Source organism: Morganella sp. GD04133 (assembly GCF_029835375.1).
Classification (GTDB): Bacteria; Pseudomonadota; Gammaproteobacteria; order Enterobacterales; family Enterobacteriaceae; genus Morganella; species Morganella morganii_B.
Genome location: NZ_JAODZS010000003.1, coordinates 124,588 through 141,215, shown reverse-complemented (window position 1 = coordinate 141,215; position 16,628 = coordinate 124,588). Strand labels below are relative to the sequence as shown.

Genomic DNA, 16,628 nt, shown 5'->3' with positions numbered 1-16,628 from the left:
CCCACTTTTTTGCATTTATCGAATACTCTCTGCACGTAAGATTCTGGATAACTGCATCAAATTCCCGCATTATGCTATTTTTCGTGTTCACGACAAAGGATAAAAAATGAAAAATACAACCTCCGTCAGCCGGATTTTCGGGATCAAAAACTGCGACACGATGAAAAAAGCCCGTGCCTGGCTGGATGCGCATCAGATAGCCTATGCGTTTCATGATTACCGGCAGGACGGCGCGGATACTGAACTCCTCAGTGAATTTGCCCGTCATATTGACTGGACACTGCTGCTCAATAAACGCGGCACCACCTGGCGTCAGCTGGATAAAACCGAACAGGATGCAGTGACAGATGCACAGTCCGCTATCCGCCTGATGTCAGAGAAACCGGCACTGATCAAACGCCCGGTGCTGATCTCCGCAGATGGTCGCTATCACCTTGGTTTTAAAGCTGATGATTATCAGCAGTTTTTCAGCCTTCCTGCCTGAGATAAAGGAAACACCATGCATTGTCCTGTAACAGAACTGGCAAAACAGCTTATCAGCCGGGAATCGGTCAGCCCGGATGATAAAGGCTGCCAGGCACTGATGGCTGAACGCCTGATTGCCGCCGGGTTTACCGTCGAACACATGCCGTTCGGCGACACACAGAATTTCTGGGCATACCGGGGCGGCAGCGGCACAACGCTGGCCTTTGCCGGTCACACCGATGTGGTCCCCCCGGGTGACCTCAGCCACTGGCGTACACCGCCGTTTGAACCGGCACTGGTTGACGGTATGCTGTACGGGCGCGGTGCTGCCGATATGAAAGGTTCGCTGGCGGCCATGATTGTCGCCGCTGAACGTTTCACTGAACGCTATCCGGACTATCCGGGCCGCCTTGCCTTTCTTATCACCTCAGATGAAGAAGCATCAGCCGTTAACGGCACAGTGAAAGTGGTGGATACGCTGATGGCGCGCCATGAAAAGGTGGAATATTGTTTGGTCGGCGAGCCGTCAAGCCAGTCACAATTAGGGGATATGATTAAAAACGGCCGCCGGGGTTCTGTTACCGCAAACCTGACCATTCACGGCACTCAGGGTCATGTCGCCTATCCGCATCTGGCCGATAATCCGGTTCACCGTGCCGCGCCGTTTATACAGGAGCTGGTGGCAGAGCACTGGGACAGCGGCAATCCGTTCTTCCCGCCGACCAGCATGCAGATAGCCAATATCCGCGCCGGTACCGGCAGCAATAATATCATTCCGGGTGATCTGTTTATTCAGTTCAATTTCCGCTTCAGCACCGAATCCACCGCAGAATCACTGGAAGCCCGTATCGCTGCGCTGCTGGAAAAACATCAGCTGAAACATACCATTCACTGGTCACTGTCCGGACATCCGTTCCTGACCCCGGAAGGCCCGCTGACCAGTGCGGTCTGCCGTGCCATCGGTCAGTACTGTAATCTGACACCGGAACTCTCCACCAGCGGCGGAACCTCCGACGGACGCTTTATTGCACGGATGGGCACACAGGTTGTGGAGCTGGGTCCCGTCAACGCCACCATTCATAAAGTGAATGAATGCGTCAGCGCCGCTGACTTACAGCAGCTCAGCCGTATCTATCAACGGATTATGGAGCAGATCCTGCTATGATGACCTTTGAAATGCTGACCGGGCAGACCCGTGATCATGTCATTAATTTTGCCGGTAATCATCATCTGCAATTTAATGCCACCAAAGCGTTTCTCGCCATGCAGAAAGCGGCGGCAACCGCCGGATTTAAGCTGATGCCCGCCAGTTCCTTCCGGGATTTTTCCCGTCAGCAGATTATCTGGAATGAAAAATTTACCGGGATCCGCACCGTCAATGATGCTGAAAACCGCCCGCTGGATGTCTCAGCGCTGTCAGAAGCGGAGCGTTGTCAGGCGATCCTGCGCTGGTCTGCTATTCCGGGTGCCAGCCGTCACCACTGGGGAACAGAGATCGATTATTACGATCCGTTCCGTCTGCCTGCTGACACCGCCCTTCAGCTTGAGCCTTGGGAGTATGAGGAAGGCGGCTATTTTGCCGCCCTTTCCGCCTGGCTGGCGGACAATATGGCACAGTTTGATTTTTATCTGCCGTTCACACAGCGCCAGACCGGCGGTGTGGCTTATGAACCGTGGCATATCAGCTACTGGCCGCTCTCTTATGAGGCGGAGCAGCTTTACACCCCGGAAACGCTTGAAAGGGTGCTGAAAACACAGGATATCGCCGGTAAAACATGGTTACTGGCTAATCTTGACGCAGTTTATCAGCAATATGTCACATTACCGGAAAGCCATTAATCCGGTGATTTCTCCTCCGGCACCGGAGTCTTCTCCGGCGCCATGTCATCTGTTTCCGGCAGACGCAGCATAAAGATCAGCAGCCAGACCAGAATACACAGCAGTAACAGCCGGATATAAATCAGTTTCACCAGCCAGAGCGATACCGCGAACGTCAGCAGGATCACGATGACTGCCCGCCGTTTTGCTTTGCGCGGCAGGCCTTTGTGCGTCTGCCAGTGACGGATGTAGCCGCCGAACCAGGAACGGTACAGCAGCCAGTGATGGAACCGGGGGGATGAACGGGAGAAACACCACGCTGCCAGCAGCAGGAACGGCGTTGTCGGCAAAACCGGCAGCACGACCCCCAGCGTTGCCAGGATGACGGCAATCCAGCCTGATAACAGCAGCAGTATACGGGTGAACGGCTTCACGTCCTGAGCCTCCGGTAATGAGAATGCAACTCAATGTTATCGTTGCGTAACATCTTATTCAACCGGCTTGTGACCATTAATGATGATCCGGCAACAAAACGGCACTCTGTTCCGCACAGAGCGCCGCTCAGACTACCGGCAGTAAGGTGACGGTCAGCAAATCAAATGATTGATACTGATATCACATCAGCGGCGGCACTGAAGGCAGGATCGGCACAACGAGCACGGTCGGCCCCTTACGCTGTAATGCGGATTTGCAGGCCGCAATCACCTCAGCTTCAGTTTCTGCCCGGACCGCTGTACAACCGTAACCGGTGGCAAGAGCCGCAATATCCAGCCCCGGGATATCCAGGCCCGGCACCCCCGGCGTCTCTTCCAGTACCGCGAAAGATTTCAGAATACCGTACTGCCTGTTTTCCGGAATAACAAACAGGATCGTTAACTGATGCTGTGCGGCAGTCCATAATCCCTGTACAGAATACTGCATGGAGCCGTCACCGATAATCGCCGCTACAGGACGGTTACGCCCGCTGTCACGCTCACCGAGGGCAATCCCCGCACTGGCCGGTAATGTCCAGCCGAGTGACCCGCTGGCAAAGGTGTAGAATGAGTCCGGTTTATCCACCGGCCAGGCGGCATGCAGTTCTGCGAGGTTAGAGGGGGATTCCTCGGTCAGAATCGTCTCTTCCGGCATGGCGCTTCTGACTGCCCGGAACAGCTGTGAGGCACTCAGTGCCCCGTCAGATACCGCTTCCGGCGCAGCAGGATGCGGTGCCATGCCGTGCGGCTGTCTGGTGACAGCGGCTGCCTGCGCCGGGCGCGCCGTCACCCGATCCGTTAACTGCTCAACCGCCAGTACCGCATCACTCAGCAGACTATCCCCGACCGGCGCCCGTCCCGCTTCCTGCGGATCATCGGTGATATGCAACAGCCGCAATCCGGACGGGATATAGTCACCGGCCACATACGGGTAATAGCGGAAAACCGGCGCACCGATGATCAGCGCCACATCGTACCCGGCGAGCTTATCCGAGAGTGGTTTCATGGCAAACGGCAGGCCGCCTGCATACAGCGGATGTGATTCCGGGAACGGCGGACGCTCGGAGGCCGGTGCCGAAAACACGGGGATATTCAGTTTTTCCGCCAGCCGGATCCCCGCTTCCCAGCCCTCACCCCGGGCAAGAGATGCGCCGTAGATCAGCACCGGATTTTTCGCCTGCGACAATACCTGTGCGAATTCCCGTATCCGCACCGGATCAGCACTGATACGATGAGACACCGTACGGACAACCGCGGTATCCGTTTCAGCCGGTTTGTCCCAGTCATCCAGCGGGATCGATAAAAATACCGGACCTGCCGGGGGTTGCAGCGCCATGGCATAGGCCCGCATAAACGCAGCCGGCACATCTTCCGCCCGCACCGGCTGATAACTCCATTTCACCCACGGCTCCGGCAATGTTTCCGGCTTAATATTGGTCAGCCACGGCTCCATCAGCAGCATGTCACGGGTCTGGTTACCGGCAGTAATAATCAGCGGCGTGCGGTTCATATACGCGGTGAGGATATTACTCATTGCGTTACTCAGCCCGGCAGAGGTATGCACATTCACCAGTGCGACATGACGGGTGGATTGTGCATAGCCATCAGCGGCGGCTACCGCAGAGGATTCATGTAGTGTCTGGATATAACGAAAATCTGCCGGAAAATTTTTCAGAAAGGTTTCTTCTGTCGAACCGGGATTACCAAAAACCGTGGTGATATTCAGTTGCCGGAGTAATTCAAACGTTACCTGACGGATTGTTTTTCCCATCATAATGCTCCCGTAAAATCATTATTCCGCTGGTAGTGAATATACCGGCGGATGAAAAGGCATACAGACTGACTTATCTGAATGACAACAATTTTTCCTGAAATAACAATGACAAGCAGCAGAGAAAATAAGGATCCGAAACCGGAAAATTAAACTATCCCAGACTCTATTACAGCGGAAAATAAAGATCAAACCGCCGCGCTGAACCGCTGTTGCGGGTTATCAGACCGGCAGAATAGTTATTTCTGATATAAAGCAGAGATATAGAGGTAAGACCAGATAACGGCACCATAAAAAAGCAGAATAATACACCTGACGGAGCCGGTTGCGAGTCAACAAAGCGATAACATGCTGACGGTTTATGAATCCGTTACAGTATCGTTTAACTCAGCGCTGTTATTGTCTGCCGCGTGGTACCAATTGGTTATTTTGGTTTTTTTTCGGCTCTCTGCGGGTGCAGAGAGCTTTTTTTTTGTTTTCGGTATACTATCCGGACAATTGCAACCGTTTATGTACAGAGGTCATATGCTGAAAATAGTCTGCTTTATCGCTGTTATTCTGCTGTCAGGTTGTGCCGGGGTGGGCATCGGCGCATCCGGAGGCTCAGAAGGCGTGTCTGCGGGAATAGGTACGGGCATCGGTTTTTAATCCGGTCAGTCATCAGCGCATTACCGGCTTCTTTTGTTCATAGAGGCTGTCATATACCTGTGATATACTTTGCGGAATTAATATAAATAACTGATTAACTATGTCAATTAAATACAGATCAGATATCGACGGGCTGAGAGCAATAGCGGTTCTCTTTGTTGTTATATTCCACAGCTATGACAATCTGATCCCATCCGGGTTTATTGGTGTTGATATATTTTTTGTCATCTCGGGATTCTTAATCTCATCAATAATAAAACAACAACTTATTGACAAGAACTTTTCATTTCCGGATTTTTACAGACGTCGTCTCTGGCGGCTGCAACCTGCGCTGTTATTGGTAATGTTATTCGTTCTGGTGATAACATCAATATTTTATTTACCGGATGACTATATTGATGTCATGAACAGTGAGAAATATACCTCATTGTTTTTATCAAATCAGTATTTTTCACGGGTAACGACAAGTTATGCCGCTCAGGATTCCGTCTACCTTCCGCTTTTACATACCTGGTCACTGGCAATTGAATGGCAATGGTATCTTCTGATGCCGCCTGCGCTGTTTTTATTGCACACATTATGCCGCCGCTATCATTTCAGTATCGTGCGGGTGGTTTCCTTACTGACGATACTGACCGTCATTCTGTCCCTGTTTTTGTCAGATAATTACCCGGATAAAAGTTATTATTTATTTTCATCCCGTATTTTTGAGTTTATGGTCGGTGTGACCATTGCTTATATGCCTGAAAAAACAAATAATAAAAAATCAGTCTGTAATATATTGTCAATTGCCGCTTTTGCCGTATTAATATTAATCGCCAGCTGTGATGCGGTATTACCGGGTTATCCTAATTTTTATACTGTTGCTGTTTGTGCCTGTTCTGCGGTCATCATTTATACAGGGCAATGCAAAACGATTATCAGCAGAATACTGTCAATCAATATTGTTGTATTTATTGGTGCTATATCATACTCACTTTATTTATGGCATTGGCCTGTTTTTGCTGCTGCACGTTACACCGGTTATTTCGATACCAATACAGAGAAACTGGCCGCGATGTTTATTACGCTGATTTTCTCTTATTTATCTTATGTCTGCATTGAAAAAAGATTCAGAAAATCTCAGCTGCGCTTTGCATATACCTTTCTGATTTTATTTATTATTCCTGTCATCATCACGCTAACATTAAGTAAAATTACTGTAAAACATGACGGATTCAGTTTCAGGCTCGGAGATGCGTATCTGAAAATGGAAAACGTACTGAAAGACCATCATTATGACAATCGTCCGTTATGCCTCAGTAATGATAATGCGGTAGCCGACGGTGTCTGCCATATAGGGAAAAAAGGGGCGGATAAAAAAGCCTTTTTATTTGGCGACTCTCATGCCAACCATTTTTGGGGCTTTATGGATGTCATCGGAAAAGATGCCGGTATGGATATCCGGGCACAAGCGACATCATCCTGCCTGACACTGCCGGGCGTCTATCTTTATGACTGGTGGAATTATAAAAACACCGTGTACCAACGCTGTTATGATGATACTCAGCAGTATTACAATGATATCAGAACAGGACATTATGATTATGTCATTATTGGTGAGGTCTGGAGTAACTATGCCGGTGATCATGTCATCAATCAGACCGGTGATACCCGATCAACCGGGGAATCCCGGTCACGCACAGAAAAAGCATTACGTGAAGCGCTGGATATTATTGTAACCTCCGGTGCCAAACCGGTTATTATCAAAACCATTAATCCGATGCCGCATAATTTTATGACCTGTTTTTATCAGAATGTAAAATTACGCCGTGATTACCGCAGTAATCACTGTGGTGCCGGCCAATTTAATAGTGATGAGCAGGAATGGTTCAGCCGGTTATTTGTAAAACTAAAGAATGAATACCCATCGCTGACGATCATTGATCCCAAAGATGTTCAATGTCATAACGGGCGTTGCCTGACCGATATTGACGGCATTCCGGTTTACCGTGATGTCGGACATTTAACCGACTACGCATCCGTTATTTTCGGCACCTGGTATTTAAATAAATATCCGAACCCGTTTAAATAACAGGAAACAGCAATGGCGGTATCACCGGAATGTCATGGTGTGTCGCCGGGAAAAGGTCATCAGGAAATGTTATTCAGTACATGGCAGGTGTGATAATCTGCTGTGATGGTTTTGAATTCATTTTGAATGATAATAACGTATTGATTTTAATTAATTGATAATGACAGACAAAAAAGGTAACAACAATGCATTGGTTAGCAGACTACTGGTGGGTCATCCTGGTACTGTTCGTCGGCGTGATCCTGAATGCCATTAAAGATCTCAAACGGGTGGATCACAAAAAATATCTGCAGAACCGCAGGGAACTACCGCCTCACCGTGATAATAATGCGCAGTGGGATGATGAGGATGACTGGCCGGATAATAAATCTAAAAAGCCCTGATGTCCGCTGCTGTCTGCTGCGCCCACTCAGGGCGCAGTGTCTGCAGTATCACGGCCGTTTCCTGCCGCTGCGCATTAAGCAATGCCTTTTTCCCGCTGATGTGGCGCGCTTTCAGTATCTCCGGTTTACCGGACAGCAACTGTGATAATTCCCCGGTCTGTGCCGGATATGCCCTTTGCAGAAGTACCAGTGCCGGCTCTGCCACCGCCTGTGGTTTGGCAGCATACGCAAACCCGGCCAGCATCCGCCATTCCCGTTCATTGAGTGATTCAGCCTGAACCGGCGGTACCGGTGAAAATCCCCATATCTGAGAAAAAACCGCGCAGTCGCGGACAAACTGCTGTTCTGCGGCATTTGCCAGTACCTGTCCGGCAGACGTCAGCGGCAGCAACAGCATTGCGGTGTAACATCCGCTGCCTGCTTCCGGATGTGTGCCCATACGGGCAAAACGAAAACCGCAGGATGTCCAGAATGCAGCCAGTTCCGGGGTATAGCCAAAGCTGACGGACAGATAGTCCATACCGCTGTTTTTTGCCGCCTCTGCCGCCCGCTGTAATAACTGATGCCCCAGCGCGTTACGCCGGTAACCTGCATGGACGGCAATACGGCTGATACGACGTGAATGCAGTTGTGCCGCCTGCGGGAAGTAACTGTGTGCCGCCAGTGATTGTGCCAGCAGGTTTCCGCGCGGCCGCCGCGTTCCCGCCCAGACAGAGTGGGTCAGTGCCGCCGGTAAGCCGCCCTCGTCTGTCATCCAGAGTGCCGCCGTCACCTGCTGCCGGTGGCGGAACAGCGCGAAATGCTGTCCCGGCGCATCCGCCAGACGCCGTAAATCCAGCGGGGACGTCCGGTAATGTGCCGCCGTCAGCAGGCCGTAAAACCCGGACAGTAAATCCGGGTCATCACATAACCCCTGCTGTGTTACGGACTGATATTCACACTCACCCGCCGGTGTGATTTTTTCTGCCGGTTCGGTAAGCAGCAGAGCCTCATCCAGCCAGGCTTCCGCCGGGTCATGCTCTGCCCAGCGCACCGGCTGCGTCAGCGTCAGTGCGGTAAACTTCGGCAGTGAATGGCAGAATTTCAGCAGAAATCCCCGTCCGGTGCCTTCATAGCCCTGAACAGTGGTCAGCAGCAGCACACGGGGAAACACCGCCGTAAAACGGCTGAGCAGCGGCAGCGGGATCATTGCCGCTTCGTCAATCACCAGCCAGCCGTATGTGCTGACATCCGCCGTTTCTGCCAGTGTCAGTAAATTATCCGGAGCGATAAATTCTGTTTGTTGTGGATCATGAAGATAGCGCTGTATCACTGTGACAGTGGCTTTCGCCGGGGCACACAATAAATGACGGCCCGGCGCTTCTGCCAGGAACAGACCGGCTACAGCAGATTTTCCCCGTCCTCTGGCTGCGGTCAGACAGAATATGCCGCGTTCCGCGCAGCGGAGTTGCGTCAGTATCTGCTGCTGTGCCGCTGTCGGGGTACCGTCCGGCGGCAGCCACTCAGGTTGCGGCGGCAGCAGTGTCATATCAAATGACCGGTCTTCATACCGGCAAAGATGGGCAGGATTGTTGAGTGTACGGGCGAAATGACGCATAAAGTGCGGCGCGGGGATCATCTGCCCGCCGTCATTCCAGCGCAGACTGTCCTCATCCGGCCGGGTCTGCCACTGTGATTCCGGCGGCAGCAGCAGGATCAGCCAGCTGCCCGCCTGTAATGTACCTGTCAGCATAGCCAGTGCTTCGCTGTGAAGCCCGCGCCGGGCATCAAATAGGCCGTGGCGGAATTCCTGCCCCAGCAACAAACGGGCTTTTTCCGCCGGTATGCCGCCGGGCAGCTGAGCGGAAATCACCGGCCAGTCACCGGGAGCCGCGTCCCTGATTTCCCGCAGCCGCGATTCACACCAGTTGTCGCTGCCGCTCAGTACCCACAGACGGCGGATACCCTGTATGCGGAGCTGTTCTGTGCAGGCGTGAAACAGTGCGGGTAACATAGAAAACCGCTACATCTTACCGACAAGCAGTGACAGGATCCCCGCCGCAATCAGCGGCCCGACCGGCACGCCTCTGAACAGCGCGACACCGATAATCGTCCCCACCAGCAACCCGGCAACGGTGGACGGCTGGTTACTCATCAGGGTGACTCCGCGGCTGCCGAGCCAGGACACCAGAATGCCGATCGCTATCGCCAGCAATGATTTCCAGTTCAGAAAGGAGCCTAAAACATCATTGGCACTGATTTTTCCGCTGGCAATCGGTGCCATCACGCCCACGGTCAGAATGAGGATCCCCAGCTTGAGGCCGTATTTTTCCACAAACGGGAAATAGCCGTTAAGCGGCGTGATGCGCACTGCCAGCAGAAAAAGAATGGCCAGGGTTACTGTCATATTATTACTGATAAGCCCGAGCCCGGCTAAGACCAGGAGGATAATCAGGGTCGGGTCAATATTACTCATAGCAGATCCTGCGTGTCGGGGGGAATGAAAGGCGCCAATAGTATGCCGTTATACGATGATAATCAAACTCTGCCGGTTTTGCAGGGAAAACCGGCAGAAAGGCTTATTTCAGTGCGGAAAATGTGTCACATTGCGCAATATCACCACTGTCAAAACCGCGTTTGAACCACTCATAACGTTGTGCGGAGGTTCCGTGTGTGAAACTGTCCGGGATAACCCGTCCCTGACTCTGTTTTTGCAGGCGATCATCCCCGATGGCCTGTGCCGCATTCAGGGCATTTTCCAGATCACCGTTTTCGAGGATCCCGGCTTTTTCCATCTCATGGCCCCAGATCCCGGCAAAACAGTCAGCCTGTAATTCCATTTTCACTGACAGGCGGTTTGCCTCTTTCTGACTGCTGCGCTGCTGGCGCTCACGTACCTGACGATCGATACCGAGCAGGTGCTGAACATGGTGTCCCACTTCATGAGCGACCACATAGCCCTGCGCGAAATCCCCGCCCGCCCCTAATTTGGTGCGCATATCGTCATAGAAAGAGAGGTCGATATAGACTTTCTGATCAGCCGGACAATAAAACGGTCCCATCACCGCCTGCCCCGCACCACAACCGGTCGGGGTTGCGCCCCGGTACAGCACCAGTTTCGGCTCACGGTACTGCCGGTTCATCTGTGCGAATTTTTGTCCCCAGACCGCTTCGGTTTCCGCCAGCATCACGCCGGTAAATTCCGCCTGTTTCTGCTCCTGCGCACTGCTCTGTACCGGACGCTGCTGTGAGGTGGTCTGCCCGATATTAACTGGGTCACCGGTCACCAGGCCGGTCAGGTCAATACCGTAAAAACCGGCCACAACCACAATAACAATCACAACCAGTCCGGCTTTGCCGCGCGGCAGCGGAATACGCGGCCCGCCTGCGGATCCGCCCGGAATTCTGCCCCCCGCACTGCGGCGGTCTTCAATATTGTCGCTCTGGCGACGCCCTTGCCAACGCATGATGATTCTCTGCTTATCGGATAATAGTCGGATAACTACATAGTACAGAGAAAATGAAGTGAGGAAAAATGCTTCTTTCTTTCAGGGGAGTGATAAATCAGCTTAATGCCGGTGATAAGCGGGTTCTGTTATCACCGGCAATGCATTCAGGAGAGGAATGATCCACATAAAATAAATTTATTTTAATATCAATATATTAAATTAAATTACCGGTTAAAAATAAGATTTATGAGCGCGCACATGTACAAAAAAATCACACACCATAACCTACTGTATGCGCCCACATATCTGATGATTACCGATGGCTACTTTTGACATTCATCAACTACACGCCTAAATTTCACTGTATATCCAAACAGTAAATTAAGAGGTGATCACATGCTCCGTATTGATGTTATTTTTAGCAGCAACCAAAAAGAGATGATACCACCTGGTACATTTGAGGTGTTAGAAAAAGAAATTGACCGAAAGTTTCGTGCTCAGTATCAGGATATGAACGTTCGTATTGCGTGGGGAACCAATGCGTCGATGTCAGTAACCGGCGGGAAAAATGATAAGGACAATAAAAAAATAAAAGAGATACTGCAGGAGATTTTCGAGGACGGCAGCTGGGTACCGGAAATGGCAGATGTTTCTGATGATGTAGAATATTTTGATAAGTAAGCGATATCCGCTCCACCGGCGCGGCTTTATCTGTACTTAATTCCTTCCCCCACCCCCACAGGCAATGGGCTGATATTTGTTGTATAGGCTGGTGATGGCATCCGTATTTCGCTTTATCACTGCACCGTCACCTTATCAGTTCTCTAAAGGTGAATGGAGCATTATATTGAGGTTCTTACAATAAACAGCTATTAATATAAGATATATATTATTTATAATAACAACCTCAACCATCCCATTTGAAATAATACTTAGCTCAATAATATTGACATATCATTAACAATCAGTGAGTGACCAAAATTAGTTAAAAAAATAAAATACCAATTATTAAGGATAATTATCTTTTATATATTGCATATGGTGACACTTAATATCATATGACATATATTTCATACAACAATGTGAACGACAACTAAAAGATAGGAGGTATCATGTAGGTTCATCTGTATCGATTTGAAATTATTGTCTTATGTTGGAATAAATTGATTATCAATAAATAAATGAGGTGGTTGTTATGGATGGAAAAGAAAATTGCGTAACATGCAATAAATTAAGTGACGATGAAATCACAAATAGAAATAGTACTCGGGGAGGTACATATACTGTTATTAACTTTTCATCAACAAAATTATCATCTGTACGAGTTGACTTTAAAGTTAAAGGATTCAAAGATAATAGTAAAACATTTTATAATTTACAAAAAATGACTGGAACTGATACCCACGATGTTAAATATGAAATAGGGCTTGGCTCCCCATCAAATTATTGGGAAATTACAATAGAAAGAAACAACGTTAAGTATTTTGGAAAAATTAAGTGTGATTTTAGATCATGGGATGATAGATTTTTGATATTATATATAGATCAATACAATACTGTCTATTTTTTATTTACAGACTCAGGAACATGCTCACTTAAATTAAACCAAAAAACAAATTAAAGGAACTTACAATGAACAATGATCAAAATGATACTTTAGATTTGCAAGAACGCGCCAAGACTGAAAAACATGGTACATTCATTATCTGTAACCAATCACATGATACTCTAGAGAAAATTTATTTAACTCACTCAAGAAATAATTACCTCCCAGAAGAATACACCTTATCTGGCTGTAAATCACTTGAAGTAACCGAAGCAAAAGAATTTAATTACATTACTGGATCCGGCTCTCCTTTTGACTACTGGCATATTAAAGTAGAAACAGAAGAGGGCATATTCGAAACCAAATCAAATTTCTATTGTAGTGTTAAGGATTCTGATGACGGAAATGTTCTGATTGTGATTATAATGGGAAAATCAGGTGGAAACGCTTATTTTTATTTTTCTGATTCATCCTCATGCTCAGTTGGATTGAATTGATTTTAAATTAATATATCACATCTAGAATATAACCAGCTAACATCCTTTAAATTCTAGTTATTAGTTAGATAGTACTAATGCAGAGTCTCTCAATAGAACTCTGCATTAGTATTTCATATACTACTCATCTTATTTTATAATTTCTACCGAAAATACCAATAAATCGTCAATTGTAAGTATCCCGGGAAAAAGTCCCATTCACTTTCAGAGATCTTCATCCATACTGATATGTATTCTGAGGAGATCGCTATGCGCAAAGCCCGATTTACTGAACATCAGATTATCGCCGTTCTGAAATCCGTCGAAGCCGGACGGACAGTCAAAGATGTCTGCCGTGAAGCCGATATATCCGAAGCCAGCTACTATAACTGGAAAGCCAAATACGGCGGAATGGAAGCGCCTGATATTAAAAAATTAAAAGATCTTGAGGAAGAAAACCGGCGTTTAAAACAGATGTTTGCTGACCTGAGTCTTGAGTGCCGGGCACTGAAGGATGTTATCGAAAAAAAGCTTTAAAAACAGCGGTAAAGCGGGAGCTTGTCAGCTATCTTATCGAACAGTATTCGATGAGCATCCGTCACGCCTGCCGGGCCTTATCGCTGTATTGGACAGAATAGTTGCAACACGCGGATACCCGGTGAAAATGCGGATGGATAATGGTCCGGAGCTTATATCACTGACACTGGCACATTGGGCGGAAGAGCATGGCGTGATACTGGAATTTATTAAACCGGGTAAACCGACTCAGAATGCCTTTATCGAACGTTTTAACCGGACATACCGGACCGAAATACTGGATTTTTATCTGTTCCGGACACTGAATGAAGTACGGGAGATCACGGAACACTGGCTGAGGGAATATAACCGGGAGCGTCCACATGAATCCCTGAATAATCTGACACCGGAAGAATACCGGTTATTAGCTGAAAATAACGAAATCTCAAAAAGTGTGTGGAACTGAAAACGGGTGTACTTACAACTTCAATCAACTATAAAATATGTACACTCATGTGTACATAAATATTATGAGCCATCGTGGAACATCATTTAATTTCGTGGGAAAAACACGATCAACGATAAAAATAATTACGCCACTTCAATATGATATATGAAATATTGTGGCGTATCATGGTTTGCTATGGGCTTCCGCTTTTCTTGATGGGGCTTTTATTTCATTCAGGAGGTGAATGATTAATCCAGCTCCACACCCAGACGGTGTGCCACTTCCTCATAGGCTTCAATCAGGCCGCCCAGGCTCTGACGGAAGCGGTCTTTATCCATTTTATCCAGGGTTTCTTTATCCCACAGACGGCTGCCGTCCGGTGAAAACTCATCACCGAGTACGACCTGACCTTTATACAGGCCGAATTCCAGCTTGAAATCCACCAGAATCAGCCCGGCATCATCAAACAGGCGGGATAACACGTCATTGGCGATGTAGCTCAGGCGTTTCATTTCCGCGAGGTTTTCCCGGCTGACCCAGCCAAAGGTTTCGCAGTAGGATTCATTGATCATCGGGTCATGTTTGGCGTCATTTTTCAGGAACAGGTCGAAGATGGGCGGATTCAGTACCATCCCCTCTTCCACGCCCAGACGTTTCACCAGCGAACCGGCAGCGCGGTTCCGGATGACACACTCCACCGGCACCATATCCAGTTTTTTCACCAGAATTTCGGTATCGGATAACAGACGTTCCATCTGAGTCGGGATACCGGCTGCTTCCAGCTTACCCATAATAAAGTGGTTGAATTTATTATTGACCATGCCCTTGCGGTCAAACTGCTCGATGCGCTCACCATCCAGTGCTGATGTATCATTACGAAATTCCAGAATCAGCAGATCAGGATTATCCGTGGTGTAGACCGTTTTGGCTTTTCCACGATACAGTTCAGCATGTTTTTGCATCTTGCACTCTCCAGACAGGATTAATAATAGGCGTATCGCCTGACACGGAATATTCTCCCTCAGAATGAGGCAATAAGCAATCGTTTGCGTAAGAAAAGATCCCGCCCCGGAAAGCGACCGGTGTACAGTACATCCCCGCACACCTTATCAATACTCAGGTACAGTCCCGGTTATAGACCACACGGGAGAAGTCCGCTTTTTTCAGATCGTCCGGACGGATAAAGAAATTGCCGATACCGCAGTCACCCCACAGGATATCCACGTCACCACTGCCTGAATCGAGCTGCAGTAACAGGACCGACGGCTCAACCCATTCCTCATAGAAATCGTCGCCCCCGAACTCATCCTCAAAATCATAGAGTTCATCACGGTTGAAAAATGAGGGTAACTTTCGTCTGAAAAAAAATGATTAATCATCCTATAATGATTCAGGTTATAAATGAATATAGTAAAGGTTGTTGTGAATGAGTGATGTAATTGCAGTAACGCCGCCCGCCGTACCGGCCCGGCGGGAACAGATGGCTACCCGCGCGCTCTTTTTTGTTGCCGGTTTTGCCTCCGCGGCCTGGGCGGCACTGGTGCCGTTTGCCAAACTGAACACCGGCGTGAATGACGGGGTTCTCGGGTTATTGCTCCTCTGCCTCGGTGGCGGTGCGCTGGTCGCCATGCCGCTGACCGGCGTACTGACCACCCGTTTCGGCTGCCGTCTGGTGATGACCGTTTCCGTTATCCTGCTCAGTATTACCCTGCCGCTGCTGGCGGTCATTGATCACACCGGATTGCTGGCTCTGACGCTGATTATTTTCGGCATGGGGATCGGTATTACCGACTGTGCCATGAATATTCAGGCCATTATTGTTGAAAAAGCGGCACCAAAACCGATGATGTCCGGTTTTCACGGGTTCTACAGTGTCGGCGGTATTGCCGGTGCGGGTGCCATGAGCGGCTTTATGCTGGCGGGAATGGGGGCATTACAGGCCGCCGGAGCCGTGACGGCGGTTTGTCTTCTGCTGCTGGCTCTCAGTTATAAAGGTATGCTGGATTACGCCTGGCCGTCAGAAGGCCCGGCATTTGCTGTGCCGCGTGGTGCGGTATTGCTGATAGGGATTATCTGCTTCGCCACCTTTCTGGCTGAAGGCAGTGTGCTGGACTGGAGTGCGGTTTTCCTGACCGAGTATCGTCATGTGCCGGAAAGCATGGGCGGGCTGGGCTTTGCCTGCTTCGCGGTGCTGATGTCCCTCGGGCGGCTGACCGGCGACAACATTGTTGCGGTACTCGGACGTTCACAGGTGGTACTGTGGGGCGCTCTGCTGGCTGCCGGGGGTCTTTTGCTGAGTGTGCTGAGTGACAACTGGCTGTTGGCGCTTGCCGGTTACGGGCTGATCGGCCTGGGGTGTGCCAACGTAGTACCGGTGATGTTTTCCGCTATCGGCCGCCAGACCAGTATGCCGCAGGCCGTTGCCGTCCCGGCGGTAACCACTCTGGGTTATCTCGGTATTCTGGCAGGACCCGCGTCTGTCGGGCTGATTGCTTACCGCTTTACCCTGCCCGCCGCGCTGCTGGCGGTGGTGGCGCTGTTATTGCTGGTCGCGTTGCTGTCGCGCAAAGTCCGGATGTAAT

Annotated in this window: 16 protein-coding genes and 3 pseudogenes; 12 read left to right on the top strand and 7 right to left on the bottom strand. The window is 49.4% G+C overall.

Features of this window, described 5'->3' with window-relative positions:
* Positions 1-106 precede the first annotated feature (106 nt).
* Genes N7387_RS02275 through N7387_RS02265 form a run of 3 tightly spaced genes read left to right on the top strand, consistent with a single transcriptional unit; the run spans position 107 to position 2,304 of the window.
* Positions 107-484, top strand: a complete 378-nt coding sequence (locus N7387_RS02275; RefSeq protein WP_262859346.1) for an ArsC family reductase — start codon at positions 107-109, stop codon at positions 482-484.
* 15 nt (positions 485-499) lie between these two features.
* The gene (dapE, locus tag N7387_RS02270) at positions 500-1,630 is read left to right on the top strand and encodes a succinyl-diaminopimelate desuccinylase (RefSeq protein WP_274370278.1); all 1,131 of its coding nucleotides are present in this window, start codon (positions 500-502) and stop codon (positions 1,628-1,630) included.
* Positions 1,627-2,304 carry a M15 family metallopeptidase gene (locus N7387_RS02265; RefSeq protein ID WP_279796509.1) on the top strand — a complete coding sequence of 226 codons (678 nt, stop codon included), beginning with the start codon at positions 1,627-1,629 and terminating at the stop codon, positions 2,302-2,304. The genes dapE and N7387_RS02265 overlap by 4 nt, the downstream gene beginning before the upstream one ends.
* Here N7387_RS02265 and N7387_RS02260 read toward each other — a convergent pair.
* Together N7387_RS02260 and mdlC are read right to left on the bottom strand one after the other, a co-directional pair.
* On the bottom strand, positions 2,301-2,717 hold the full coding sequence (locus N7387_RS02260) for a DUF454 family protein (protein WP_279796507.1): 417 nt from the start codon (positions 2,715-2,717) through the stop codon (positions 2,301-2,303). The genes N7387_RS02265 and N7387_RS02260 overlap by 4 nt on opposite strands.
* A gap of 181 nt (positions 2,718-2,898) precedes the next feature.
* A complete protein-coding gene (gene mdlC, locus N7387_RS02255; RefSeq protein WP_279796506.1) occupies positions 2,899-4,530 on the bottom strand; it encodes a benzoylformate decarboxylase in 1,632 nt (543 codons plus the stop codon).
* A gap of 345 nt (positions 4,531-4,875) precedes the next feature.
* Here mdlC and N7387_RS02250 point away from each other — a divergent pair, with 345 nt between their 5' ends.
* The 4 genes and pseudogenes from N7387_RS02250 to N7387_RS02235 all read left to right on the top strand — a co-directional run bounded on the left by N7387_RS02250 (position 4,876) and on the right by N7387_RS02235 (position 7,632).
* Positions 4,876-5,175, top strand: a complete 300-nt coding sequence (locus N7387_RS02250) for a hypothetical protein (protein ID WP_262859351.1) — start codon at positions 4,876-4,878, stop codon at positions 5,173-5,175.
* A gap of 100 nt (positions 5,176-5,275) precedes the next feature.
* Positions 5,276-6,256 (top strand): annotated as a pseudogene (locus tag N7387_RS02245) (acyltransferase); the annotation flags it as partial.
* 168 nt (positions 6,257-6,424) lie between these two features.
* The gene (locus tag N7387_RS02240) at positions 6,425-7,249 is read left to right on the top strand and encodes an SGNH hydrolase domain-containing protein (protein ID WP_279796532.1); all 825 of its coding nucleotides are present in this window, start codon (positions 6,425-6,427) and stop codon (positions 7,247-7,249) included.
* A 185-nt stretch (positions 7,250-7,434) separates the two neighbouring features.
* Positions 7,435-7,632: a YpfN family protein gene (locus N7387_RS02235; RefSeq protein ID WP_004239956.1), complete on the top strand. Its 198-nt coding sequence runs from the start codon at positions 7,435-7,437 to the stop codon at positions 7,630-7,632.
* Here the strand turns inward: N7387_RS02235 and N7387_RS02230 are convergent.
* The 3 genes from N7387_RS02230 to N7387_RS02220 form a co-directional block, all read right to left on the bottom strand.
* Positions 7,619-9,625 carry a GNAT family N-acetyltransferase gene (locus tag N7387_RS02230; protein WP_279796505.1) on the bottom strand — a complete coding sequence of 669 codons (2,007 nt, stop codon included), beginning with the start codon at positions 9,623-9,625 and terminating at the stop codon, positions 7,619-7,621. The genes N7387_RS02235 and N7387_RS02230 overlap by 14 nt on opposite strands.
* Before the next feature lie 9 nt (positions 9,626-9,634).
* Positions 9,635-10,087, bottom strand: coding sequence for a DUF441 domain-containing protein (locus N7387_RS02225; RefSeq protein ID WP_025154808.1), 453 nt, complete (start codon positions 10,085-10,087; stop codon positions 9,635-9,637).
* A gap of 103 nt (positions 10,088-10,190) precedes the next feature.
* Complete coding sequence (locus N7387_RS02220; protein WP_262882347.1) at positions 10,191-11,078, bottom strand: neutral zinc metallopeptidase; 888 nt, start codon at positions 11,076-11,078, stop codon at positions 10,191-10,193.
* A 378-nt stretch (positions 11,079-11,456) separates the two neighbouring features.
* Between N7387_RS02220 and N7387_RS02215 the strand changes: the two genes are divergently transcribed.
* From N7387_RS02215 to N7387_RS02200, 4 genes and pseudogenes are all read left to right on the top strand, one after another.
* Positions 11,457-11,741 (top strand): DinI-like family protein, encoded by a 285-nt coding sequence (locus N7387_RS02215; RefSeq protein WP_279796504.1) that lies wholly within the window; start codon positions 11,457-11,459, stop codon positions 11,739-11,741.
* 514 nt (positions 11,742-12,255) lie between these two features.
* Complete coding sequence (locus N7387_RS02210; protein ID WP_279796503.1) at positions 12,256-12,681, top strand: hypothetical protein; 426 nt, start codon at positions 12,256-12,258, stop codon at positions 12,679-12,681.
* 11 nt (positions 12,682-12,692) lie between these two features.
* Positions 12,693-13,103, top strand: a complete 411-nt coding sequence (locus tag N7387_RS02205) for a hypothetical protein (RefSeq protein WP_279796502.1) — start codon at positions 12,693-12,695, stop codon at positions 13,101-13,103.
* Positions 13,104-13,352: 249 nt separating this feature from the next.
* Positions 13,353-14,064, top strand: a pseudogene (locus tag N7387_RS02200) (integrase core domain-containing protein).
* Between the two features lie 230 nt (positions 14,065-14,294).
* Here N7387_RS02200 and purC read toward each other — a convergent pair.
* Together purC and N7387_RS02190 are read right to left on the bottom strand one after the other, a co-directional pair.
* Positions 14,295-15,008 carry a phosphoribosylaminoimidazolesuccinocarboxamide synthase gene (gene purC, locus N7387_RS02195; protein WP_279796501.1) on the bottom strand — a complete coding sequence of 238 codons (714 nt, stop codon included), beginning with the start codon at positions 15,006-15,008 and terminating at the stop codon, positions 14,295-14,297.
* Between the two features lie 154 nt (positions 15,009-15,162).
* Positions 15,163-15,351, bottom strand: a pseudogene (locus N7387_RS02190) (DUF1963 domain-containing protein); the annotation flags it as partial.
* A gap of 121 nt (positions 15,352-15,472) precedes the next feature.
* On the opposite strand from N7387_RS02190, the gene N7387_RS02185 reads away from it, so the two are divergent.
* Positions 15,473-16,627 carry an MFS transporter gene (locus N7387_RS02185; protein WP_262862020.1) on the top strand — a complete coding sequence of 385 codons (1,155 nt, stop codon included), beginning with the start codon at positions 15,473-15,475 and terminating at the stop codon, positions 16,625-16,627.
* Position 16,628: the final 1 nt, after the last annotated feature.